The sequence below is a fragment of the Sphingomonas benefaciens genome, assembly GCF_052907485.1.
Window position 1 is genome coordinate 128,478 of the sequence record NZ_JBREIC010000003.1, and the last position, 21,091, is coordinate 149,568.

Annotated in this window: 20 protein-coding genes; 11 read left to right on the plus strand and 9 right to left on the minus strand. The window is 70.0% G+C overall.

All coding sequences use genetic code 11. The features are described from left to right. Positions 1–91 precede the first annotated feature (91 nt). Together ACU5AX_RS11735 and ACU5AX_RS11740 are read right to left on the minus strand one after the other, a co-directional pair. On the minus strand, positions 92–1,264 hold the full coding sequence (locus ACU5AX_RS11735) for an acetyl-CoA C-acetyltransferase (RefSeq protein WP_198355065.1): 1,173 nt from the start codon (positions 1,262–1,264) through the stop codon (positions 92–94). Between the two features lie 19 nt (positions 1,265–1,283). After that, a complete protein-coding gene (locus tag ACU5AX_RS11740; protein ID WP_446691066.1) occupies positions 1,284–2,276 on the minus strand; it encodes a polyhydroxyalkanoate synthase family protein in 993 nt (330 codons plus the stop codon). Between the two features lie 90 nt (positions 2,277–2,366). Between ACU5AX_RS11740 and phaR the strand changes: the two genes are divergently transcribed. The 4 genes from phaR (at position 2,367) to ACU5AX_RS11760 (ending at position 4,400) form a co-directional block, all read left to right on the plus strand. Then, positions 2,367–2,933, plus strand: a complete 567-nt coding sequence (phaR, locus tag ACU5AX_RS11745) for a polyhydroxyalkanoate synthesis repressor PhaR (protein ID WP_446691067.1) — start codon at positions 2,367–2,369, stop codon at positions 2,931–2,933. Between the two features lie 5 nt (positions 2,934–2,938). Further along, positions 2,939–3,124, plus strand: a complete 186-nt coding sequence (locus tag ACU5AX_RS11750; RefSeq protein WP_198355068.1) for a hypothetical protein — start codon at positions 2,939–2,941, stop codon at positions 3,122–3,124. A 338-nt stretch (positions 3,125–3,462) separates the two neighbouring features. Beyond that, positions 3,463–3,876, plus strand: a complete 414-nt coding sequence (locus tag ACU5AX_RS11755; protein WP_446691068.1) for a GNAT family N-acetyltransferase — start codon at positions 3,463–3,465, stop codon at positions 3,874–3,876. Further along, positions 3,873–4,400 (plus strand): P-loop NTPase family protein, encoded by a 528-nt coding sequence (locus ACU5AX_RS11760; RefSeq protein WP_446691069.1) that lies wholly within the window; start codon positions 3,873–3,875, stop codon positions 4,398–4,400. Before ACU5AX_RS11755 ends, ACU5AX_RS11760 begins: the two co-directional genes overlap by 4 nt. A gap of 4 nt (positions 4,401–4,404) precedes the next feature. Here the strand turns inward: ACU5AX_RS11760 and ACU5AX_RS11765 are convergent, their stop codons facing one another. The 4 genes from ACU5AX_RS11765 to ACU5AX_RS11780 are packed head-to-tail and all read right to left on the minus strand — an operon-like array spanning position 4,405 to position 10,282. Further along, positions 4,405–5,604 (minus strand): hypothetical protein, encoded by a 1,200-nt coding sequence (locus tag ACU5AX_RS11765; protein WP_446691070.1) that lies wholly within the window; start codon positions 5,602–5,604, stop codon positions 4,405–4,407. Between the two features lie 12 nt (positions 5,605–5,616). Next, complete coding sequence (locus ACU5AX_RS11770) at positions 5,617–7,209, minus strand: glycosyltransferase family protein (RefSeq protein WP_446691071.1); 1,593 nt, start codon at positions 7,207–7,209, stop codon at positions 5,617–5,619. Between the two features lie 50 nt (positions 7,210–7,259). Further along, a complete protein-coding gene (locus ACU5AX_RS11775) occupies positions 7,260–8,816 on the minus strand; it encodes a TadA family conjugal transfer-associated ATPase (protein ID WP_446691072.1) in 1,557 nt (518 codons plus the stop codon). Positions 8,817–8,833: 17 nt separating this feature from the next. Beyond that, complete coding sequence (locus ACU5AX_RS11780) at positions 8,834–10,282, minus strand: hypothetical protein (protein WP_446691073.1); 1,449 nt, start codon at positions 10,280–10,282, stop codon at positions 8,834–8,836. Between the two features lie 299 nt (positions 10,283–10,581). Here ACU5AX_RS11780 and ACU5AX_RS11785 point away from each other — a divergent pair, with 299 nt between their 5' ends. Continuing rightward, positions 10,582–12,096, plus strand: coding sequence for a S1C family serine protease (locus ACU5AX_RS11785; protein ID WP_446691074.1), 1,515 nt, complete (start codon positions 10,582–10,584; stop codon positions 12,094–12,096). Positions 12,097–12,131: 35 nt separating this feature from the next. Here the strand turns inward: ACU5AX_RS11785 and ACU5AX_RS11790 are convergent, their stop codons facing one another. Both ACU5AX_RS11790 and ACU5AX_RS11795 read right to left on the minus strand, forming a co-directional pair. Beyond that, positions 12,132–13,160 carry a bifunctional transcriptional activator/DNA repair enzyme AdaA gene (locus ACU5AX_RS11790; protein WP_446691075.1) on the minus strand — a complete coding sequence of 343 codons (1,029 nt, stop codon included), beginning with the start codon at positions 13,158–13,160 and terminating at the stop codon, positions 12,132–12,134. Positions 13,161–13,261: 101 nt separating this feature from the next. Further along, positions 13,262–14,287 carry a hypothetical protein gene (locus tag ACU5AX_RS11795; protein WP_446691076.1) on the minus strand — a complete coding sequence of 342 codons (1,026 nt, stop codon included), beginning with the start codon at positions 14,285–14,287 and terminating at the stop codon, positions 13,262–13,264. A 206-nt stretch (positions 14,288–14,493) separates the two neighbouring features. Between ACU5AX_RS11795 and ACU5AX_RS11800 the strand changes: the two genes are divergently transcribed. From ACU5AX_RS11800 to ACU5AX_RS11825, 6 genes are all read left to right on the plus strand, one after another. After that, entirely contained in the window at positions 14,494–15,048 is a 555-nt protein-coding gene (locus tag ACU5AX_RS11800) for a F0F1 ATP synthase subunit delta (RefSeq protein ID WP_332838029.1), read from the plus strand. Positions 15,049–15,052: 4 nt separating this feature from the next. Next, on the plus strand, positions 15,053–16,582 hold the full coding sequence (atpA, locus tag ACU5AX_RS11805) for a F0F1 ATP synthase subunit alpha (protein ID WP_198355078.1): 1,530 nt from the start codon (positions 15,053–15,055) through the stop codon (positions 16,580–16,582). A gap of 147 nt (positions 16,583–16,729) precedes the next feature. Beyond that, on the plus strand, positions 16,730–17,605 hold the full coding sequence (locus tag ACU5AX_RS11810) for a F0F1 ATP synthase subunit gamma (RefSeq protein ID WP_198355079.1): 876 nt from the start codon (positions 16,730–16,732) through the stop codon (positions 17,603–17,605). Between the two features lie 25 nt (positions 17,606–17,630). Then, the gene (gene atpD, locus ACU5AX_RS11815) at positions 17,631–19,112 is read left to right on the plus strand and encodes a F0F1 ATP synthase subunit beta (protein ID WP_198355080.1); all 1,482 of its coding nucleotides are present in this window, start codon (positions 17,631–17,633) and stop codon (positions 19,110–19,112) included. 35 nt (positions 19,113–19,147) lie between these two features. Further along, positions 19,148–19,396, plus strand: coding sequence for a hypothetical protein (locus tag ACU5AX_RS11820; RefSeq protein ID WP_446691077.1), 249 nt, complete (start codon positions 19,148–19,150; stop codon positions 19,394–19,396). 105 nt (positions 19,397–19,501) lie between these two features. Further along, the gene (locus ACU5AX_RS11825; protein ID WP_198355081.1) at positions 19,502–19,753 is read left to right on the plus strand and encodes an ATP synthase F1 subunit epsilon; all 252 of its coding nucleotides are present in this window, start codon (positions 19,502–19,504) and stop codon (positions 19,751–19,753) included. A gap of 308 nt (positions 19,754–20,061) precedes the next feature. On the opposite strand, the gene ACU5AX_RS11830 is transcribed toward ACU5AX_RS11825, so the two are convergent. Further along, complete coding sequence (locus ACU5AX_RS11830; RefSeq protein ID WP_446691078.1) at positions 20,062–21,060, minus strand: glycosylasparaginase; 999 nt, start codon at positions 21,058–21,060, stop codon at positions 20,062–20,064. Positions 21,061–21,091: the final 31 nt, after the last annotated feature.

Here is a 21,091-nt window from a genome sequence, read left to right on the forward strand (position 1 = left end):
CTTACCGAATATGACAATCCCGTCATTTTGGAGTAAAGTGTGACGTTCAGGTAACAGTCATATTTCGTATATGTTGCTGATCTGAAACCATTCACCGCTCGACGCACATGGCGATGCCCATGCCGCCGCCGATGCACAGCGTCGCCAGGCCCTTTTTCGCGTCCCGCTTCTGCATCTCGTAGAGCAGGGTGGTCAGCACGCGGGCGCCGCTGGCGCCAATCGGGTGGCCGATGGCGATTGCGCCGCCGTTGACGTTGACCTTATCCGCGTCCCAGCCGAGTTCCTTGCCGACCGACAGCGCCTGCGCGGCGAACGCCTCGTTCGCCTCGATCAGGTCGAGGTCGGCGATCGTCCAGCCCGCCTTGTCGAGCGCGCGGCGGGTGGCGGGGACCGGGCCGATGCCCATCACCGATGGGTCGACGCCGGCCGACGCCCAGCTCTTGATCGTCGCGAGCACCGGCGCGCCGCGCTTCTCCGCCTCTTCGCGGCTCATCAGCACCAGCGCCGCGGCGCCGTCGTTGAGGCCGCTCGCATTGGCGGCGGTGACGGTGCCGTCCTTCTTGAAGGCGGGACGGACGGCCGCAACGGCGTCGAGCGTCGCACCGGCGCGAATATATTCATCCTGGTCGACGATCGTGTCGCCCTTGCGGCCCTTGACCGTGACCGGTGCGATCTCGTCGGCGAAACGGCCCGCGGCGCGCGCCGCCTCGGCCAGATTCTGCGAGCGGACCGCGAAGGCGTCCTGGTCGCCGCGCGTGACCTGATATTCCTCGGCCAGATTTTCGGCGGTGATGCCCATGTGATAGCCGTTGAACACGTCGGTCAGGCCGTCGTGGACCATCGTGTCGACGAGGCTGACGTTGCCCATCTTGGTGCCGCCGCGCATCGTCTGGGCATGCGGGCTCAAGGACATCGACTCCTGCCCGCCGGCGACGACGATCGTCGCGTCGCCGGTCTGGATCGCCTGTGCCGCCAGCGCCACCGCGCGCAGGCCCGAGCCGCAGACCTGATTGACGCCCCAGGCCGGCACCTCCTTGGGCACGCCCGCCGCCATCGACGCCTGGCGCGCCGGATTCTGGCCCTGCGCCGCGGTCAGCACCTGGCCCAGGATCACCTCCGACACCTCGTCGCCGGCGACGCCCGCCTGGGCCAGCGCCGCCTCGATCGCGACGCGGCCGAGCTCGTGCGCCGGCGTCGCGGCGAAGGCGCCGAGGAAGCTGCCGACGGGGGTGCGCTTGGCGGCGGCGATGACGATCTCGGTCATGATGAACTCCTTCACGGGCCTATCTAGTCGGCGGAAGCGCCGCAATCCAGTCGGCGAGTGGCTGCCACAGGGCGGCGCGGGCACGGCCACCGACGATCATGCCGACATGGCCGAGCGCGATGTCGCGCCGGTCGGCCAGCCCGATCGCGGTCGCGGCGGGGACGATGCGGTCGGTCAGCGACACGAATTCCACCGCCGGACAATCGAGGCGATCCGGCCCGGCGGGGGCGCCGGCGATCGGCCACAGGCCGCGACCGGGCGTGTCCTGCGCGACGAAATCCTCGAACAGGTCGCGGACGAAGGCGAGCGGCAGCGGCGCGCCGCCATTCGCCCAATCCTCCAGCCGGACAAAGGCGCGGGCGGCGTCGCCGGCCGGATCGAGCCGCGCGAAACGGGCGAATTTGTCGACGGTGCGGGCGGGGTCGAGCCGCCAGAAGCCGGCCTGCAACGCCTCCATCGGCAGGACGCCGAGCGCATCCGCCGCCGGCGCCGCCGCGTCCCACAGCTCGAGCATCGCGGCGCGCTGCTGCTCGCCATAGCCGCGATAGTGCCAGGGCGAGGCGATCGTCGCGATCCCCGCCACCGCCGTCGCCGCCGCGGCTGCGAGGGCCAGCGTGCCGCCGAGGCAATAGCCAACAAGAACCGGCGGCTGCGCGCACGTTCGCAGCAGGGGCACCAGCAGCCGTTCGACATGCGCGGTGACGCCGAGCGCGCGATCCGCCTCGCCGGGTTCGCCCCAATCGACCAGATGAACGGATAGCCCCCGCGCCGCGAGCCATTTGGCCAGCGACGCGTCGCCGAGATCAAGCACCGCCGGCGGATTGATCAGCGACGGCACCAGCACCACCGGCCGACCGACGCCGCCGCAATCGCGCAGCATCGCGCGGCCGGCGCGGGCGACGACGGGAGCGGGCGGCGGCGGCGCCGGGCGTGGCGCCCGCTGGAAAGCGGCGAGGCCGGCGAGGGCGGCGGCGCGGCGTTCGGGCTGTTCCGCGGTCTCGCTGCGCAGCATGGCAAGGAACAGCGGCAGCGGGCGCGGCCCGTGTTGCGGCGCGGCAAGCGTCGGTCTATCATCCCCGGCAATCACGGACAGGGGAGCCGTATGAAGAAACAGAACAAGGCCGGCGGCACGGTCATCATCAAGAAATACGCCAATCGGCGCCTCTACAATACCGAGACGTCATCCTACATCACGCTGGACCATCTGGCGACGATGACCCGCGAGGGTCGCGACTTCAAGGTCGTCGATGCGAAGACCGAAGAGGACATCACGCACAACGTCCTGACCCAGATCATCATGGAAGAGGAAAGCCGCGGGCAGACGATGCTGCCGGTCAACTTCCTGCGCCAGCTGATCGCGATGTACGGCGATTCGATGCAGTCGATGGTGCCGGGCTATCTGGAAGCGTCGATGGACAGCTTCCGCCGCAATCAGGAGCAGTTCAAGAGCGCGGTCGAGGGCGCCTTCGCCGGCTCGCCCTTCGCCGAGATCGCGAAGCGCAATCTGGCGATGTTCGAGGCGGCCGCGGCGGCGTTCAAGCCCGCGACCACCGCCCCGGCGCCCGCGGCCGCTGCGGCGCCATCCGCGCCGGTCAGCAAGGACGACGAGATCGCCGCGTTGCGCGCCGAACTGTCGCGCCTGCAGGACAAGGTCGAGAAGCTCGGCTGACCGCCATGCCGGTGGCGTTCTGGGGCGCGGCGGCAAGCCTGATCGTCGCGCTCGCCGCCGCACTGGGCGAAGGCCGGCGGCGGCGGCGACGGGACCTCGACCGGGTCGGCTGGGTGGATTGGCGGACGGTGCAGCTGGCGGCGATCGTGCTGGCGCTGCTGCTGATCAGCATCGGCTTGAACGCGCGGTAGCGGCGCGGCCACTGAGCGGCATCGCGACGCCATTGGCGGCTTGCACTGGATAGACAGGTCATCCTCCTATCCGGTCAGCCGCCTAGCGTGGAAGGTCTCAAAAGTCTCACTCATGCGACCTGTCCGGCGGATGCGTCTCGGGTATCTAGATGCCGGAACGTCGCAAAGCTCTCATGCACCCGCATGTCGGGCGATGCGGTGATGCGATTCTCACGCTGAGAAAGAGCAAGCAGCTGGGCTGCATGTCCACGGTAACGAGCTGGCGGCTTGTAGGACAGCGCCGATCGGCTGGCAGGACCACTTTCGACCGAAACCGATGCGCGCTATCAGCTTCCGCCATGACCGATGTCGCGCTGCTGCTGATCGAGATGCAAGCCGCCGATCCGGCACGAGGCCGGGTACCGGCGTCGCTGTACGCAATCGTCGCCGACGGGCTGGCGGTCGGGCGGATCGTGCTGCGCCACGGCCATGACGACACCCTGCGCCTGTATGCGGGACAGGTCGGCTATGCGGTGGATCCCGTGCATCGCGGCCATGGCCATGCCGCGGCGGCGCTGATGGCGTTGCGGCCGATCGCGTCGGCGGCGGGGTTCACGGAATTGTGGATCACCTGCGCGCCGGACCATCGTGCGTCGCGTCGCACGCTGGAGAAGGCGGGGGCGGTGTTCGTCGAAACAGTCGATCTGCCGCCGTCCTCCGACATGTATGCGCGCGGCGAGCGGCGGACATGCCGCTACCGGCTGGACCTATGATCCTCGACAGCCTGGGACCGCGGCTGATCGTGATGGGGCCGTCGAACAGCGGCAAGTCGACCCTGGCGCAGGCGATCGGCCGGGCGCGGGGCTGGCCGGCGGTCCATCTGGACCAGTTGCATCATCGGCCCGGCAGCGACTGGGTGCCGCGACCGGCGGAGGAGTTCGCGGCGCTGCACGATGCGGCGATCCTGGCCGAGCATTGGGTGATGGACGGCAATTACACGCGCCTGCTGCCGCAGCGGCTGGCACGGGCGACGGGACTGATCCTGCTCGACGTGCCGACGACGACCAGCCTGTGGCGCTATCTGCGGCGCTGCTGGTTCGAGACGGCGCGGGCCGGCGCGCTGGAAGGCGGCCGCGACAGCGTCAAATGGGACATGCTCCACCATATCGCGGTGACCACCCGCGCCAACCGGCGGCGCTACGCGGCCATGGCGGCGACGCTGTCGGTGCCGGTGCAGCGGCTGACCGGGGCGGCGGCGCTGGCGCGCTTCTACCGGGACGAGGGGCTGCGCCGGTGAGCGTTCAGTAGAAACGGCGCGCGGTCAGCGTGCGCGTGCTGCCGTCGCACAGGCCGAGGCGGGTCACCGTGCCCGGCGCGGCGATCGACCAGTCGGCGACCGTGCTGCCCGCATAATCGGCCGGGACCGGCGCGTCGTTGATCCGGCAGATCGTCTCGCCGCCCTGCCAGCCGTCGGTGGCGGCCGGGCTGCCGCGCATGACGTGCAGGACCTTGAGCTTGCCCGGCTCCAGCCCGACGAGCAGGCCGCTGGTCGAACGCAGCGGCGGCACGTCCGCCTGCGGCCCGGGGCTGAGCACCATCCGCCCGGCGGACGGGTCGAGCAGCACGCGATAGTTCTGCAGGAAGCCGGAGCCGAGGCGACCGGCGACGCCGATCGTTTCGGAAAAGCCGCCGGGCGGCTCGACGCGGACCTCGACGTTATGGGCAGTACGCTCACCGATGCGCAGCACGGGCAGGATGGCGAGCGTGCTGGTGACCGGGCCGGCGAGGCCGAAGGAGATGGTGGTGGTGGACGGCAGGTCGCGGCTGCGCGTCGCCCGCCACGCCGGGGTCGACAGGGTCAGCGCGGCGCCGTCGCCGGTGTCGACGACGAGCGGCGCGACGCGGCGGCCGGCGACCGTCGCGGCGCTTTCGTAGACGCGGCGGCCCGGCGATATGCCGAGCGGCGCGAGCGCGCCCGGATAGGGCAATTGGCCCGAGGGGATCAGGCGGAAGCGGTGGTTGGCATAGTCGATGTCGAGCGCCTGGCCGGCGGTGATGTCGCGGCCGACGAGCATGTCGACGGCGCGCGCGCTGCCGGTGGCGAGCGCGGGCAGGTCGGCGACGGTGACGCCGCCGCCGCGCCGGGTGAGGCCGCCGAGCGTCAGCCGGTCGGTCGGCAGCCAGCCGATCGCGACCATGCCGCCGATCGCCGTCGCCTGGCCGCCGTCGGTGATCCGCTTCGGGTCGGCGGCGGGCGAGTTGCGCGCGAGGACCGAATGGCTGACGCCGGTGTCGAGGATGGCGGTGACCGGTCGCGCGTCGAGCCTCAGGGTGAAGCGGATCTGGTTGCCGGGCGTCAGGTCGAACGGCACCCAGCGCGTGTCGCTGTCGGGCGCGAGCGTGGCGATGCCGTCGCCCTGCGCGCCATTGCCCTGCGGCACCGTGGCGGCGGACAGCAGGAGGAGGAGCGGCAGCAGGGCGGACGACGGGGGGCGGGGCATGCACCACCGCCCTTATCGTGCCGGCGCCCCCTTCGATAGGCGGGATGCGCGCAGCGCATCGGCGCGGGCGGCATCGCGGATCAACTGGTCGGTGCGATTGAACACGGATTGCAACGCGAACGGCGTGGCGTTGCCGCCGCGGCACTGGCCGGGACGGGCGTAAAGGCACATCGTCGGCTTCTGCCCCCCGGCCGGGGCGGCGCAGGCGGTGCGGGTGAAACCGGCGGGGATGCCGATCCCGTCGGGATTGCCAATGATCCGGTTGATGCGGCCGGCGTCGGCGGCGAGCGCCTGGCTGGGCGTGCGGCCGTGCAGCATCGGGTCGCCGGGCAGATAGGAGGTCACGGGTACCGGACGGTGCAGTTCGACATAGCCGCCCCATTCGACCAGGTCGTTGGCGAACAGCGCGACACCGCACAGGTCGGGGTCGGCGCGCAACCGGCTGGTCAGGGCCAGCGTGTCGCTGCCTTCGACCCGCATGCCGTGCAGTTCGCGCCCGGACAGGGTGCTGGCCGAGGCGACCAGCCAGAGCGCGGCGACCGTGCCGAGGATCAGGCGGGGCGGCCAGTTCGGCCGACGCCGCGCGAGCCGGTCGGCGACGTCGACGCTGCCGATCGCGGCAAGCAGGATGAACAGCACTGCCGACAGTTCGACGAAGCGATATTCCTTGTGCGCGATCAGGCTGTGGAAGACGAGGTGGACGATCGCGGTGGCGAGCAGCGCGGGATAGCGTTTGCCGCCGATCCAGACGAGCGGCGCGATCGGGATCAGCCACCAGCGCCACATATGCTCGAACCAGGTCACATAGCCGAGCGGACCGAGCGTGCCGTAATAGCTGGCGCGGTTCTGTAGCAAATTTTGCCGGATGTTCTCGACGAACCAGCCGAACGGCGACAGGCCGGTGGCGAGGTCGACCAGCGCGCCGAGCACGGCCATCGCCAGCGCGCCGGCGATCAGCGGCGGCCAGCGATCCGGCCGCCGCCCGATCGTGGCCAATGCCAGCGTCGCCAGTGCCGGCGCATATTGGAAGCGGAACAGCCCGGCGAGCATCAGCAGCGCCCCGGCCGCCGCGAGCGCGCGGCGGTTCTGCGCGGGCGCGGCGAGCAGCACGGCCGCAGTGGGCAGCATCGCGGCAAGCGCGAATTGTTCGGACAGGGTGTGCGGGGCGAAGATCACGAATTCCGCCCAGCTCGCGGTGACCAGCGCTGCCAAGGCGCCATGCGCCGGCGACAGCCGCCGCCCGAGGACCCAGGCGGTGGCGGGAAGGGTGAGCGAAACCAGCACCGCGAACAGTTTCGGCAGGACGATGTAGAGGTTGGTCGCCGGCGCCAGCGCATGGCCGAGCGCCATCGGTCCGGTGATGAGGATCGGCAGCAGCCAGTTGCGGATGCCGTAATGCGCCTCCCACGGCACGATGCCGTAGCCGAACAGCCAGCGGTGCGCCGGTTCGAGATATTGGAAAATCTCGTCGGGATGGATGATCGACGGCGTCGCCATCGCGACCAGCCGCAGGAGGAGGGCGAAGCCGAGGATGGCGGCGAGGACGACGGCGGGGCGCGCGCGCCAGGCGGGACCGATCGCCGCCGCGTGGAGGTCATCCGCCACCGGGCCCCCGCGCGGGGCGGGGGAGACAGACGTCACGGACACGGCCGCGCTTACAGGCAGGCTTCGAGGAAGGCGCTGTCGAAGCCGAACTGCTTCGCCTTGTCGAGCGTATAAGGGCGCAGGCCCATGGAGCGATATTCGCCGATGATCTTGCCGTCGGCGCTCTCGTCCAGATATTCGAACTTGAACAATTCCTGCGTCACGATCACCGGGCCTTCCATGCCGATCACCTCGGTGACGTTGGTGACGCGGCGGCTGCCGTCGCGCAGGCGCTTGACCTGGATGATCAGGTCGACGGAATCGGCGATCTGGCGGCTGATCGCCTCCTTGGGCACCTTGATGTCCGACATCATCACCATGTTCTCCATACGCGCCAGCGCCTCGCGCGGGCTGTTGGAGTGGAGCGTACACATCGAGCCGTCGTGGCCGGTGTTCATGGCGGCGAGCATGTCGAAACATTCGGCGCCGCGGATTTCGCCGAGAATGATGCGATCCGGGCGCATACGCAGCGCGTTCTTGACGAGGTCGCGGATGCTGATCTCGCCCTGACCCTCGAGGTTCGCAGGCCGCGTCTCGAGCGGCAGCCAGTGCGGCTGCTGCAGGCGGAGTTCGGCCGCGTCCTCGATGGTCAGCACGCGCTCGCCCGGGTCGATCATCTTCGACAGGGCGTTGAGCATCGTCGTCTTGCCCGAACCGGTACCGCCTGAGATGACGACGTTGAAGCGGCTGGCGCCGGCGATCTTGAGCGCGGTCGCCATCTTCGGGCTCATCGAGCCGCCGCCGGCCATCATGTCGAGCGTGATCGGCTTGGCAGAGAATTTACGGATCGAGATGGCGGTGCCGCGCAGGCTGAGCGGCGGCACGATGACGTTGACGCGGCTGCCGTCCTTCAGGCGGGCGTCGGCGAGCGGGGTGGTCTGGTCGACGCGGCGGCCGACCGAGTTGCAGATGCGCTGCGCGATCTGGAACAGATGCTCCTCGTCGCGGAACTGGATCTGCGCGAGTTCGAGCCGGCCCTTGCGTTCGACATAGGTCTGTTCGGGACCGTTGACCATGATGTCGCTGATCGCCGGATCGGCGAGCAGTTCCTCAAGCGGGCCGAGGCCGAGCAGTTCGTCGACCAGCACCTTTTCCAGCGCGAACTGTTCGCGCCGGTTGAGCGTCAGCTTGAGCTCGGCGAGCACCTCGCCGATGATCGGGCGGAATTCCTCGGCCAGTTCGTCCTTGCCGAGCGTCGCGGCGGCTTCCGGATCGACGCGTTCGAGCAGGCGCGGCAGCACCTGTTCCTTGATCTTGTGGACCGAGGCCTCGAAGCCTTCGGAGCGGCTGTTGCCGGCGTCGCCGCTGGCATTCTGGCGCTCGGTCAGCCGCGCCATCGCATCCATCGCGATGCCCGGCATCGTGCCTGGACCGTGGCCGTCACCGGCAAGCGGATCGGGTCCGCCGAGCGGTGCCATCGCCTCCAGCGGGGGGAATTGGCTGCCGGGCAGCGGCGCCTCGCCGTCGGGGCGGGCAGTACCGCCGCCCTGCATCGGCTTGGCGACACCGAAGGCCGGCCGTACCGGCTGTCCGCTGCCCATTCCGTTGCGACGCCCGAACGCGCTCATTTACCAAATCCCCATGTTCACCGGCCGGGGTAGCCGGCAAGGCTTGACATTTTCCTAACCAAATCACGCCGCCACCAGACGGTTAGCACCACCCGCCGGCCGCCATAGAGGCGGATCGGACGGGCGGCGGTGGCGACATAGCCGGCGCCGGCGAGATCGCGGCCCAGCGCCAAGTCGACGACCGCGGCGGGGCGGCGGGCAAGCGCGGCGGCAAGGATCGCGGGGCGCGGCTGCGGCAGCGCCTCGGCCTCGTCCGCCGCGGCGAAATGGCCGGGAAAGGCGAAGGGCGACGCAAGGCAGGCGTGGCTGACGTGATAGAGGATCGCCGGCCCCTCGAGCACCAGCAGGCATTGGTCACGCACCTGCGGCGGCAGCGCCGCGGCGAGCGCGGCCAGCGCGCGGCGATCGCCCGTGCGGGGCGACGGCAGCAACAGGCCGGCCGCGGCGGCGAGTGCGAGCAGGGCGGCGCCGGCGGTGGCAACCCGCTGGCGCAGGGCGCGCGCCGCCAGGATGGCGAGCGGGGGGATCAGCGGCATCGCATAGTGAAAGGCGAAATAGCCGATCGCGACGAAGCCGATCGCGGTCGCCGCCACCCAGGCGGCGAGCAGCGCGCGATCGTCGGCTTGGTTGGCGCGCGCCATGTCGTGGCGGCGCAGGCCGATGACGGCGGGGATCGCCAGCGGCAGCAGTAGCAGCAGCGTCGCGATCAACTGCACGCCGGTATCGGCGGTCAGCCCGCCGCTGCGGCGCAGCACCGAATCGACCATCGCGAAGCGGAAGGCGCCGAAGCGGCCGGTCGCGGCATAGAGCGTCGCCGCCGCCGCCATCGGCAGCAGGCCGAGCGCCATCCACAGGGTGACGCGTCGGATCAGCCGGGCGCCGAGGCCGCTGGCGCGATACTGGCGGGCGGCAAGGATCAGGCCGAAGGCGGCGCCTTCGAACACGGCCGTGGTCTTGATGCTGATCGCCAGACCGCAGAGCAGCATCGCGACGGCCGCGGGCAACGCGTGCGGCACGGGCATGCGCAGGATCAGCCAGGCGGCGAGCGCGGTCAGCAGGTCATAGAAGACGGGCGCTTCGCCGAGGCCGACGCCGAGCAGCGTCGAGAAGACGATGGTGGCGAGGCCGGCGGCGAGCGCCGCGGCGTCGTTCGCCCCACGCCGCGCGATCCGCGTGACGACGAGGCCGGTCAGCGCGAGCGCCAGCGTCGCGACGAGCTGATAGGCGAGGATGCCGTCGCCGGGCAGCGCGCGGATCGCGGCATAGAGCAGGAACAGGCCGGGCGGCTTGCGGTCCCAGATGTCGACATAGGGCCAGGCGCCCGACCAGATGCGATCGCCGACCAGCAGGTAGAATTGCTCGTCCACCCCCGCGATCGGATCGCCGAGCAGCGGCAGGCGCATCGTTACCGCCACAATGAGCAGCAGCACGGCCACGACGGGCGGGCGGGCGAAGAGGCGATCCATGCGCGACGACCATGGCGCGGGATGGTTGGCGAAGAGTTAACCATCCGGATGGACGCGGCGAAAAGGTCGCCAACGCGAACTGCTCCCGGTGGCGGGCCGTCTTGGTGTACATGAGTTCTGAACGGCTACTGACGCTCGTGTGCGTCGCCCGCTCCTCCGGCGGGCCGGTTCGCCGCGTCGGACGCCCGATCTCCGATGTCCGCTGACCGCTGCGGGAGGCGATCCGACCGCTGGTCCGGGCCGGGAGATCGCTCACGCCCCTTGATTCGGGTCGCAGGTTCGCCGACACGGCGGCCGTCATGCGCTTCCTCCGCCTGCTCGCCGTCGTGATCGTTGCCGCGCTGGGTGCGGCGCCGGCGGCGGCCGACGATATCGGCGCCACCGCCCGCGGCGTGGTGCGGGTCGTAACGATCGCGGTGGTCGACGGCCAGGTCGTCGGCTTCGGTCACGGCAGCGGCGTCGCGATCGCGCCCAACCGCATCGTCACCAATGCGCACGTCACCGAACTCGCCGAACGCTATCCCGACAATGTCGTCGTCGGCGTGGTACCGAGCGAGGGCGATAAAAGCTTCCAGGGGCGGGTGGTCGCCTATGACGCGCAGCGCGACCTGGCGATGATCGAATTCGCCGGGACCAAGCTGCCTCCGGCGTCGCTGTACACGGGACCGGTCAACGAGGGCGATCCGGTGATCGCGCTGGGTTATCCCGGCAACGTCGATCTCGCCACCGCGCGATCGGCGGCGGACTATATCCGGCCGACCTCGCCGGTCCGGTCGGAAGGAGTCGCCTCGGGCCGGCGCAGCCTGACCGGGGTCGAGGTGCTGCTCCACACCGCCAATATCGCGCGCGGCAATTCGGGCGGGCCGCTGCTCGACCGCTGCGGCCGGGTGATCGGCATCAATTCGGCGATCACGCGCGGCGAGGAGGGCGACAGCTCGTTCGGCTTCGCCATCGCCGACACCGAACTCGCCGCCTTCCTGCGCGAGGCGAAGCAGCCGTTCCAGCAGGTCGGTACGCCCTGCACCTCGATCGAGGAGCGGCTGCGCCAGGACAGCGAGGCGGAGGCGCGCGCACGCGCCGATGCGGTGACCAGCGCCCGCGACACGGCGGCGCAGGCGGCGATGTCCCGCGAGGAGGCGCTGGCCGAGGCGCGCACCGCGGCGCTGACCCGGCGCGAGAATGTGATGGCGCTGGCCGGATTGATGCTGGTGCTGGGCGCGATGGGGATCGGCGGCGGCGGCTTCCTGCTGCTGCGCGAGCAGCGGCGCGGGGCGCAGCGCAGCGCGAACGCCGGCGGTGTCGTCATGGCCGCGGCGGTCGCGGTGTTCTTGCTGCGCCCATCCGCCGAGGTGACGCTGCCCGCGACCGCGGCGGCGGTGCCGGTGGTGGCATCCGGCGCGAATGCGGCGCTCGGCAAGCTGACCTGTCGCTTCGTGCCGGAGCGCAGCCGCGTCACCGTGTCGTCGACCGAGGACGTGACGCTGAACTGGGGACGCAGCGGCTGCGTCAACGGCAGGACGCAATATCTCAGCGCCGGCGACCAATGGCAGCGGGTGCTGGTGCCGGAGGGCGAGCAGACGGTGTCGGTGGCGCATTTCGATCCCGCGACGCGGACCTACAGCAACACCCGCTACCTGCTGGGGGCGGGGGCGATGCAGTCGGTACGGTCGCTGCGCGGCGACAGCGCGCCGAAAAGCTGCACCACCGATCCGGCCAAGATCGAGGCCCTGTCGCAGGCGGATGCGGCGATCCGCGCGGCGCTGCCGCCGCTGCCCAACGAGAAACTGGTGTACAGCTGCCGCAAGGGTGGTTGAGGGCACGGGTGCCGGTGCGGGGTGCAGGCTGCCGCTCAGCCCCGCTCGCGGTCGAGCAGCGCGCGCTTGCGGTCGGTGCCCCAGGCATAGCCGCCGGGTGAACCGTCGGCGCGGGTGACGCGGTGGCAGGGGACGATGACGGCGAGCGGATTGGTGCCGCAGGCGGAGCCGGCGGCGCGGCTCGCCTCCGGTCGGCCCGCGGCGGCGGCGAGTTGCGCATAGGAGCGCGTCTCGCCGGCCGGTATCGTGCGCAGCGCCTGCCACACCGCCTCCTGGAAGGCGGTGCCGCGCACGTCGAGCGGCAGGGCGGGATCGCCCGGCGCGCCCTCGACCTCAGCCACCACCGCGGCCGCGAGCGCGGCGAGGCGCGCGTCGGCAGGGGCGATCGTCGCCTGCGGGAAACGCGTCGCCAAGGTCGCGGCATCCTCGTCGAAGGCGATGCGGCACAGGCCCGTGTCGGTCGCGGCGATCAACAGCGGGCCGAGGCTGGTGGCGGCGACCGTCCAGCGGATGGTCACCCCGGCGCCGCCGCGCGCCCAGGCGGATGGCGTCATGCCCAGCCGCGGTGCGGCATCGGCATAGAAGCGGCTCGGCGCGGCATAGCCGGCCTCATACAGGGCATGGGTCACGCTGGGCTCCCGTTGCAGATGGTCGGCGGCGCGCGCGGCGCGCAGGGCACGGGCGTAGGCGGCCGGGCTGACGCCGGTGGCGCGGGTGAAGAGACGCTGGAAATGATGCGGAGCATAACCGACCCCGGCGGCCAGGTCGGCGAGCGGGATGGCGTCGGCGCTTTCCTCGATGCGGCGCGCGGCCTCGGCCACGGCCGCGGTGTCGCGTGCGACGCTGTCTGGCGTGCAGCGGCGACAGGCGCGATAGCCGGCGGCGCGCGCCCCGGCCGGATCGGCGAAGATGCTGACCCGGTCACGCGCCGGCCGCCGCGCCGGGCAGCTGGCGCGGCAATAGATGCCGGTGCTGTGCACCGCGACGACGAAGCGGCCGTCGGCACGGCGATCGCGGGCCAGAAAAGCGGCCCAGGCAGCGTCGGGATCGATGGGCTCGGTCATGCGGCATGATATAGCGCAGCGCTGCCCGACGCCCATCCCGGCAGTTGCGCTCGAACTTTTTCTGCCCGCTCGCTCGCGGGGAAGGGGGCGGAACGAGGGCGCTACAGCGCCGCCATGTGGCGCACGTCCTCGTCGCCGGCGGCGAGCGCGCCGACTCGGGCGAGGCCGCGGCTGACGTCGCCGCCCGCTTTGGGCGCGAACAGGCGGGCGCGGGTGTAGCGGTCGAGCGCTTCGGGATAGAGGCCTGCCGCCTCGGCGCAGAGCGCCAGGTTGAACATCGTCGGACCGTGGTCGGGGACCATGGTGTCGACCTCGGCGAAGGCGCGGCAGGCCGCCTGCGGATCGTGCTTGGTCAGCCGCACCGCCTGTTTGAAACGGTCGGCGGCCGCGCGGGGCAGGCCGTCGCGGCTTTCGTTGACGCGGATCTTGTAGCTTTCGCGATGCGGTGCGAGGTCGAGGCGCACGTCCTGCGCGATTGATTCGATCATCGAGCCGATCGCCGCGTCGACGCTGGTCTCCACCCCCGAATCCTCGCACCAGCTGCTGGTGTCGTCGCGCGTCTTGGGGGCGGCGAACAGAACGCGGCGGTCGTTCCAGCGCAGCACGCGCAGGTCGGCGCGCAGCGCGATGGTGCGGCGGACGCAGGCGACGCGATAACGCTGGCGGGCGGTGCACTTGCCGTCCTTCTTCTCGGTGCAGCGTTCGCGCGTCTCGCTGTAATCCTCATGGTCAACACGCGTGCCGACGTCGCCGACGAGCAGGCCATCGGGGCGCAACGCGGCGGGGACGATGCGCGCGTGGCGGACGCCGTCGCGGCCGAGGGTCGCCAGCCGCCGCTCGATCGCGTCGCCGAGCGCTGCCCCCTCCGGACCGCCGATGGCACCGACGCCGAGCGTGGGCAGCAGGCTCGCCTCGCGCGCGGTGGCGGCGAACACGCCCTCGACGCGCAGCACCTCCGCCGAGGCGGAGACGGGGAAGAGGGCGGCGATCACCGCGGCGGCGACGGGGAGGGCACCGGATTTGGTCGCGCCGGTGGGATCGTGCCGGGGCAAAGGCGTGCCCGCCGGCTGCGCCACCGCCTCGCGCTCGAGGGTCTGGCATGACGATTGGCGGTCTGGCTCGCGCATCCGGTGTCTCCCTTTGCGATGATGCTGGCGCGAACTAGCTGAACGGTCCGTGGCGGCCCTGTTCAGCCGGCGTTATCCTGCATCGCTTGCATCATCGCGACCCCCATGCTAGCCGCCCGCAACCCATAGCAGGTGCGAGCTTTCGCGCCCACTTCCCCATGGGCCAACAGCAGTTTCGACCACCAGTTACGAGGGGCCTCGATCGCGTGGAGACATCCGGCGGTATTCAAGCAAGCTTAGGCGGACGCTATGCGCTCGCGCTGTTCGAGCTGGCGCGCGACGCGAAGTCCATCGATGCGGTGGAGAACAGCCTGTCGCGGGTCCGCGACGCGATCGACCAGTCGGCCGAGTTCAAGGCGCTGATCGCCAGCCCGGTGGTCGCGCGCGGCGCCGCGGTGAAGGCGGTGCTCGCCGCCGGCGACCAGTTGGGCGTCGATGGCGTGACCAAGAATTTCCTCGGCGTGCTCGCCGAGAACCGCCGTCTGGGCGCGCTGCCCCAGATCATCCGCGCCTTCCGCCAGCTGGCCGCGCGCCACCGCGGCGAAGTGGCGGCGGAGGTGACCAGCGCGCATCCGCTGACCGAGGATCAGGTCGGCGAGCTGAAGCAGCAGCTGCGCACCCGCGTCGGCCGTGAGGTCGCGGTCGACCTGTCGGTCGATCCCGCGCTGCTCGGCGGGCTCGTCGTCCGCATCGGTTCCCAGATGATCGATTCGTCGATCCGTACCCGTTTGAATGCGCTCGCCAGCGCGATGAAAGGCTGACGTCATGGATATCCGCGCCGCAGAAATCTCGAAGGTCATCAAGGACCAGATCGCCAATTTCGGCACCGAGGCCCAGGTCAGCGAGACCGGCCAGGTGCTCAGCGTCGGTGACGGCATCGCACGCATCTACGGCCTCGACAACGTCCAGGCCGGCGAGATGGTCGAATTCGCCAATGGCGTGCAGGGCATGGCGCTCAACCTCGAAGCCGACAACGTCGGCGTCGTGATCTTCGGCTCGGACGCCGAGATCCGCGAGGGCGACACCGTCAAGCGCACCGGCACGATCGTCGACGTCCCCGTCGGCAAGGGCCTGCTCGGCCGCGTTGTCGATGGCCTCGGCAACCCGATCGACGGCAAGGGCCCGATCGACAGCGACCAGCGCAGCCGCGTCGAGGTCAAGGCGCCCGGCATCATCCCGCGCCAGGGCGTGTCCGAGCCGATGCAGACCGGCCTGAAGGCGATCGACGCGCTGGTGCCCGTCGGCCGCGGCCAGCGCGAGCTGATCATCGGCGATCGTCAGACCGGCAAGTCGGCGGTCGCGATCGACACCTTCATCAACCAGAAGACGGTCAACGCCGGCACGGACGAGTCGAAGAAGCTCTACTGCGTCTATGTCGCGGTCGGCCAGAAGCGCTCGACCGTCGCCCAGCTGGTCCGCACGCTGGAAGAGAATGGCGCGATGGACTATTCGATCGTCGTCGCCGCCACCGCGTCGGACCCCGCGCCGCTGCAGTTCCTCGCGCCGTACACCGGCACCGCGATGGGTGAGTATTTCCGCGACAACGGCATGCATGCGCTGATCGTGTTCGACGATCTGTCGAAGCAGGCGGTCGCCTATCGCCAGATGTCGCTGCTGCTGCGCCGCCCGCCGGGCCGCGAGGCCTATCCGGGCGACGTCTTCTACCTGCACAGCCGCCTGCTCGAGCGTGCGGCGAAGATGTCGGACGCGAACGGCGGCGGCTCGCTGACCGCGCTGCCGATCATCGAGACGCAGGCGGGCGACGTGTCGGCCTATATCCCGACCAACGTCATTTCGATCACCGACGGCCAGATCTTCCTGGAGACCGATCTGTTCTTCGCCGGCATCCGCCCGGCGATCAACGTCGGCCTGTCGGTCAGCCGCGTCGGTTCGGCCGCGCAGACCAAGGCGATGAAGAAGGTGTCGGGCTCGATCAAGCTCGAACTCGCCCAGTATCGCGAGATGGCGGCGTTCGCGCAGTTCGGTTCCGACCTCGATGCGTCGACGCAGCGTCTGCTCAACCGCGGCGCGCGTCTGACCGAGCTGCTCAAGCAGGCGCAGTTCAACCCGATGCCGTTCGAGGAACAGACCGCGTCGATCTTCGCCGGCACCAACGGCTATCTGGACGGCGTCGCGGTGCAGGACGTGGTGCGCTACGAGGCGGCGATGCTCGCCGACCTGCGCGCCAACCACGCCGACGTACTGACCAAGATCCGCGAGACCCGCGATCTGGGCGACGAGGCGAAGGCGGGGCTGAAGGCCGCGCTCGACCAGTTCGCGAAGACGTTCGCGTAAGGTCTGCGCATAGCGGGTGACACACACACGCCGTCACCCCGGACTGGTTCCGGGGTCCACCGATCCACAATCGCTGATGGCGCCAGTGGTCGGGTGGATGCCGGAACAAGTCCGGCATGACGGTTGAGGGAATGGTGACGAACTAGAATGGCAAGCCTCAAGGCCCTCAAGCTTCGCATCGGCTCGGTGAAGTCGACGCAGAAGATCACCAAGGCGATGAAGATGGTCGCCGCCGCGAAGCTGCGCCGGGCGCAGGAGGCGGCGCAGAACGGCCGCCCCTATGCCGAGCGGCTGGAAGCGGTGATGGCGAGCCTCGCTGCCCGTGTCGGCGGCGTCGGCGCGTCGCCGTTGCTCGCCGGCACCGGCAAGGACCAGGTCCATGTCCTGGTCGTCGCGACCAGCGAACGCGGCCTCGCCGGCGCGTTCAACAGCAACATCGTCCGCGCCGCCCGGCGCAAGGCGGAGGAGCTGATCGCCCAGGGCAAGACGGTCAAATTCTACATCCTCGGCAAGAAGGGCCGGGTGCTGCGCCGCTTCTACGCCGATGCGATCCTCGCCGATCACGACATGTCGCACGTCAAGACGGTGTCGTTCGAGGATGCGCGGATCGTCGCCGACGATCTGATCGCGCGCTTCCTGAAGGGCGAATATGACGTCGCGCACCTGTTCTTCGCCAAGTTCGTCTCGGCGCTGGTGCAGGAACCGACCGGCCGCCAGCTGATCCCGGTGCCGTTGCCCGTCAACGCTGCGCCCAAGGCGGGTGCCGACGCCGTGGTCGAGTATGAGCCGAGCGAGGAGGACATCCTCGCCGACCTGCTGCCGCGCAACGTCGCGGTGCAGATCTTCCGCGCGCTGCAGGAAAATGCCGCGTCGGAACAAGGCAGTCGCATGAACGCGATGGACAATGCCACGCGCAATGCGGGCGACATGATCAATCGCCTGTCGATCCAGTACAACCGTACCCGCCAGGCCGCGATCACGACGGAACTGGTTGAAATCATCTCGGGCGCCGAAGCGCTCTAACGCATTCGAAGCAGGAAGAACCGCCATGGCAACCGCCGCAGACGACATCCGCCCGACGCAGAGCACGGGCAGCACCAACAACACCGGCACGATCGCCCAGGTCATCGGCGCGGTCGTCGACGTGCACTTCCCCGACCAGCTGCCGGCGATCCTGTCCGCACTGGAGACGAACAACAACGGCACCAAGCTGGTGCTCGAGGTCGCGCAGCATCTGGGCGAGAACACCGTCCGCACGATCGCGATGGATTCGACCGAGGGCCTGACCCGCGGCCAGAACGTCACCGACACCGGCGCGCAGATCTCCGTGCCGGTCGGCCCGGCGACGCTGGGCCGCATCATGAACGTCGTCGGCGAGCCGATCGACGAGCGCGGCCCGGTGACCACCGACCTGCGCGCGCCGATCCACGCCAAGGCGCCCGAGTTCATCGAACAGTCGACCGAGAGCGCGATCCTGGTCACCGGCATCAAGGTCATCGACCTGCTCGCGCCCTACGCCAAGGGCGGCAAGATCGGCCTGTTCGGCGGCGCCGGCGTCGGCAAGACCGTGCTGATCCAGGAGCTGATCAACAACATCGCCAAGGGCCATGGCGGCACCAGCGTGTTCGCCGGCGTCGGCGAGCGCACCCGCGAGGGCAACGACCTGTATCACGAATTCCTCGACGCGGGCGTCATCGCCAAGGATGCCGAGGGCAATGCGATCAGCGAGGGCTCCAAGGTCGCGCTGGTCTATGGCCAGATGAACGAGCCGCCGGGCGCCCGCGCCCGCGTCGCGCTGTCGGGCCTGACCATCGCGGAATATTTCCGCGACCAGGAAGGCCAGGACGTGCTGTTCTTCGTCGACAACATCTTCCGCTTCACCCAGGCGGGCGCAGAAGTGTCGGCGCTGCTCGGCCGCATCCCGTCGGCGGTGGGCTATCAGCCGACGCTGTCGACCGACATGGGCGCGCTGCAGGAGCGGATCACCTCGACCAACAAGGGGTCGATCACCTCGGTGCAGGCCGTCTACGTGCCCGCGGACGATCTCACCGACCCGGCGCCGGCGACCTCGTTCGCCCACTTGGACGCGACGACCGTGCTCAACCGCGCGATCTCGGAACTCGGCATCTATCCGGCGGTCGATCCGCTCGATTCGACCAGCCGCGTGCTCGAGCCGCGCGTCGTCGGCCAGGAGCATTACGAGACGGCGCGCGCCGTCCAGTCGCTGCTCCAGCGCTACAAGTCGCTGCAGGACATCATCGCGATCCTGGGCATGGACGAGCTGTCCGAGGAGGATAAGCTGACCGTGACCCGTGCGCGCAAGATCCAGCGCTTCCTGTCGCAGCCGTTCCACGTCGCCGAGGTGTTCACCGGCATCCCCGGCAAGTTCGTGCAGATCGAGGACACGATCCGCAGCTTCAAGGCGGTGGTCGAGGGCGAATACGACCATCTGCCGGAAGCGGCCTTCTACATGGTCGGCGGCATCGACGAAGCCGTCGCCAAGGCCGAGAAGCTGGCCAAGGAGGCGTAATCGACTCGGACGGGAAGTTCGGATAGGTTGGTACCGTGAACGTCGACACGCTCTCGATTGCCCGGGACCTGAAGGCCACCGAACTTCCCGCCGCCCAGGCGGAGGCGATCGCCGCCGCGATCGGTCGGGCGGTGACGGACGGGGTCGCCACTAAATCCGACATCCAGCTCATGGAAGAACGGCTCAGCGCGCGGCTGGAAAGTGCGAAGACGCAGTTGCTGACCTGGCTGATGGGCGTCATCGTTGCCACGGCAGGCGTTCTGATCGCCGTGTTGAAGCTGTGATCGATCCGTTGCGCGCGCGCGGTAATTGGGCGATCGCCCAATGCTTCGCCGCCATGTACATTATCGCCTGTATCACGGGCATCGCGCTCAGGACCCTTCGATAGAATGCTGCACTTCGAACTCGTCACGCCCGAAAAGCTGATCCGCTCCGAGGAGGTCCACATGGTCGTGGTCCCCGGCACCGAGGGCGATTTCGGCGTGCTGGAGGGGCATGCGCCCTTCATGTCGACGATCCGCGACGGTGCGCTGTCGATCTACCGCACCGCCGGCGGCCAGCCGGAGCTGGTGCCGATCCAGGGCGGCTTCGCCGAGGTCAACGCCAAGGGGTTGACCGTCCTCGCCGAACAGGCGGGCTAAGCGGCGGAGGCCTCCGGCGCAGGCCGGGGCCCTTCGGTATAGACTTCAGGCTGCGTGAGGCGGGGCGGCCCACGTTAGACAAAGGCGTCGGGGGCGGGCGTGGCTTCCACCCCCACTGTCATCCCCGCGAAGGCGGGGATCCAGACGCGCAGGCCGGCGTGTCGAGCGCCAGCGTCCGCGTCTCTGAAGTCGCGCGTTCGCGGGAATGGCGAGGAGACAGTTGCAGGCGGCTCTGCCATCGCGCGATGATGCCGAAGCACCGGGAGGACGCGCCGGCGCGGGCCGGCGCGATCCGCTCCCACCAGTCGCTACGCCGCGAACAGCGACGGCGCCTTCAACACCACCGTCGCACCCGAGGCATCGGTCACCGCATAGGTGAAGCCGGGCAGCAGGCAGAAGGCGCCGACCTCGCCCTTCGGCGACAGCGCCAGGAAGCCGACCTGCACGCCCTTGATCGCGTCGCCGCGCAATTGCGCGATGTGGCGGACGACCTCTTCGCATGCGCGCTGCGGCGACAGACCGGCGCGCAGGGAGGCGACGACGCGGGCGCTGCCCGAGACGCGCGTCACCTCTTCGCCGAGGCCGGTCGAGGTAGCGCCGCCGACGCCGCGCTCGACGTAGAGGCCAGCACCGACCTGCGGTGAGTCGCCGACGCGCCCGCGCATCTTGAACGCCATGCCCGAGGTGGTGCAGGCGCCCGCCATCCGGCCCGAGGCGTCGCAGGCGAGCAGGCCGATGGTATCGTGGTCGAGCGCGCCGCCGCGCGGGCCGGCATGTGGCCCACGCTTGTTCTCGACATTGGCCTCAGGCTTGTACTGCGAGGTCTTCAGCCATTCGCGCCACGCCTGTTCGGCGGGCGGGGTGAGCAGATCGACCTTCGGAAAACCCTGATCGCGCGCGAAGCGGGTCGCGCCCTCGCCGACCAGCAGCGTGTGCGGCGTCTTGTCCATGACGCGACGGGCGACGGAGATGGCGTGGACCGTATCTTCGAGCGCGGCGACCGCGCCGACGCCGCCGGCATCGTCCATGATCACCGCGTCGAGGGTGACGTGGCCGTCGCGGTCCGGGTAGCCGCCGTAGCCGACCGAATGGTTCTCCGGATCCGCCTCCGGCACCATCGCCGCCGCCTCGACCACGTCGAGCAGCGAACCGCCGGCACGCATCTTCGCGTAACCGGCGGCGTTCGCGGCGGCCCCAAAATCCCAGGTGGAGACGATCGTCGCGCGCGGCGCGGCGGCTTGAGCCGCTGTTCCCGCGGCTATGCCGGTCACGGCCATGCCGCCAAGGAACGTGCGCCGTGTCGTCATCTCTTCACCTTTCAACCGTCATGCCGGACTC

What these genes read in the sequence shown, in the direction of transcription:
- ACU5AX_RS11735 (WP_198355065.1), bottom strand. Translation starts at nt 1,264, where the DNA reads ATGACCGAGATCGTCATCGCCGCCGCCAAGCGCACCCCCGTCGGCAGC.
- ACU5AX_RS11740 (WP_446691066.1), bottom strand. Translation starts at nt 2,276, where the DNA reads ATGCTGCGCAGCGAGACCGCGGAACAGCCCGAACGCCGCGCCGCCGCC.
- phaR (WP_446691067.1), top strand. Translation starts at nt 2,367, where the DNA reads ATGAAGAAACAGAACAAGGCCGGCGGCACGGTCATCATCAAGAAATAC.
- ACU5AX_RS11750 (WP_198355068.1), top strand. Translation starts at nt 2,939, where the DNA reads ATGCCGGTGGCGTTCTGGGGCGCGGCGGCAAGCCTGATCGTCGCGCTC.
- ACU5AX_RS11755 (WP_446691068.1), top strand. Translation starts at nt 3,463, where the DNA reads ATGACCGATGTCGCGCTGCTGCTGATCGAGATGCAAGCCGCCGATCCG.
- ACU5AX_RS11760 (WP_446691069.1), top strand. Translation starts at nt 3,873, where the DNA reads ATGATCCTCGACAGCCTGGGACCGCGGCTGATCGTGATGGGGCCGTCG.
- ACU5AX_RS11765 (WP_446691070.1), bottom strand. Translation starts at nt 5,604, where the DNA reads ATGCCCCGCCCCCCGTCGTCCGCCCTGCTGCCGCTCCTCCTCCTGCTG.
- ACU5AX_RS11775 (WP_446691072.1), bottom strand. Translation starts at nt 8,816, where the DNA reads ATGAGCGCGTTCGGGCGTCGCAACGGAATGGGCAGCGGACAGCCGGTA.
- ACU5AX_RS11780 (WP_446691073.1), bottom strand. Translation starts at nt 10,282, where the DNA reads ATGGATCGCCTCTTCGCCCGCCCGCCCGTCGTGGCCGTGCTGCTGCTC.
- ACU5AX_RS11785 (WP_446691074.1), top strand. Translation starts at nt 10,582, where the DNA reads ATGCGCTTCCTCCGCCTGCTCGCCGTCGTGATCGTTGCCGCGCTGGGT.
- ACU5AX_RS11790 (WP_446691075.1), bottom strand. Translation starts at nt 13,160, where the DNA reads ATGACCGAGCCCATCGATCCCGACGCTGCCTGGGCCGCTTTTCTGGCC.
- ACU5AX_RS11795 (WP_446691076.1), bottom strand. Translation starts at nt 14,287, where the DNA reads ATGCGCGAGCCAGACCGCCAATCGTCATGCCAGACCCTCGAGCGCGAG.
- atpA (WP_198355078.1), top strand. Translation starts at nt 15,053, where the DNA reads ATGGATATCCGCGCCGCAGAAATCTCGAAGGTCATCAAGGACCAGATC.
- ACU5AX_RS11810 (WP_198355079.1), top strand. Translation starts at nt 16,730, where the DNA reads ATGGCAAGCCTCAAGGCCCTCAAGCTTCGCATCGGCTCGGTGAAGTCG.
- atpD (WP_198355080.1), top strand. Translation starts at nt 17,631, where the DNA reads ATGGCAACCGCCGCAGACGACATCCGCCCGACGCAGAGCACGGGCAGC.
- ACU5AX_RS11825 (WP_198355081.1), top strand. Translation starts at nt 19,502, where the DNA reads ATGCTGCACTTCGAACTCGTCACGCCCGAAAAGCTGATCCGCTCCGAG.
- ACU5AX_RS11830 (WP_446691078.1), bottom strand. Translation starts at nt 21,060, where the DNA reads ATGACGACACGGCGCACGTTCCTTGGCGGCATGGCCGTGACCGGCATA.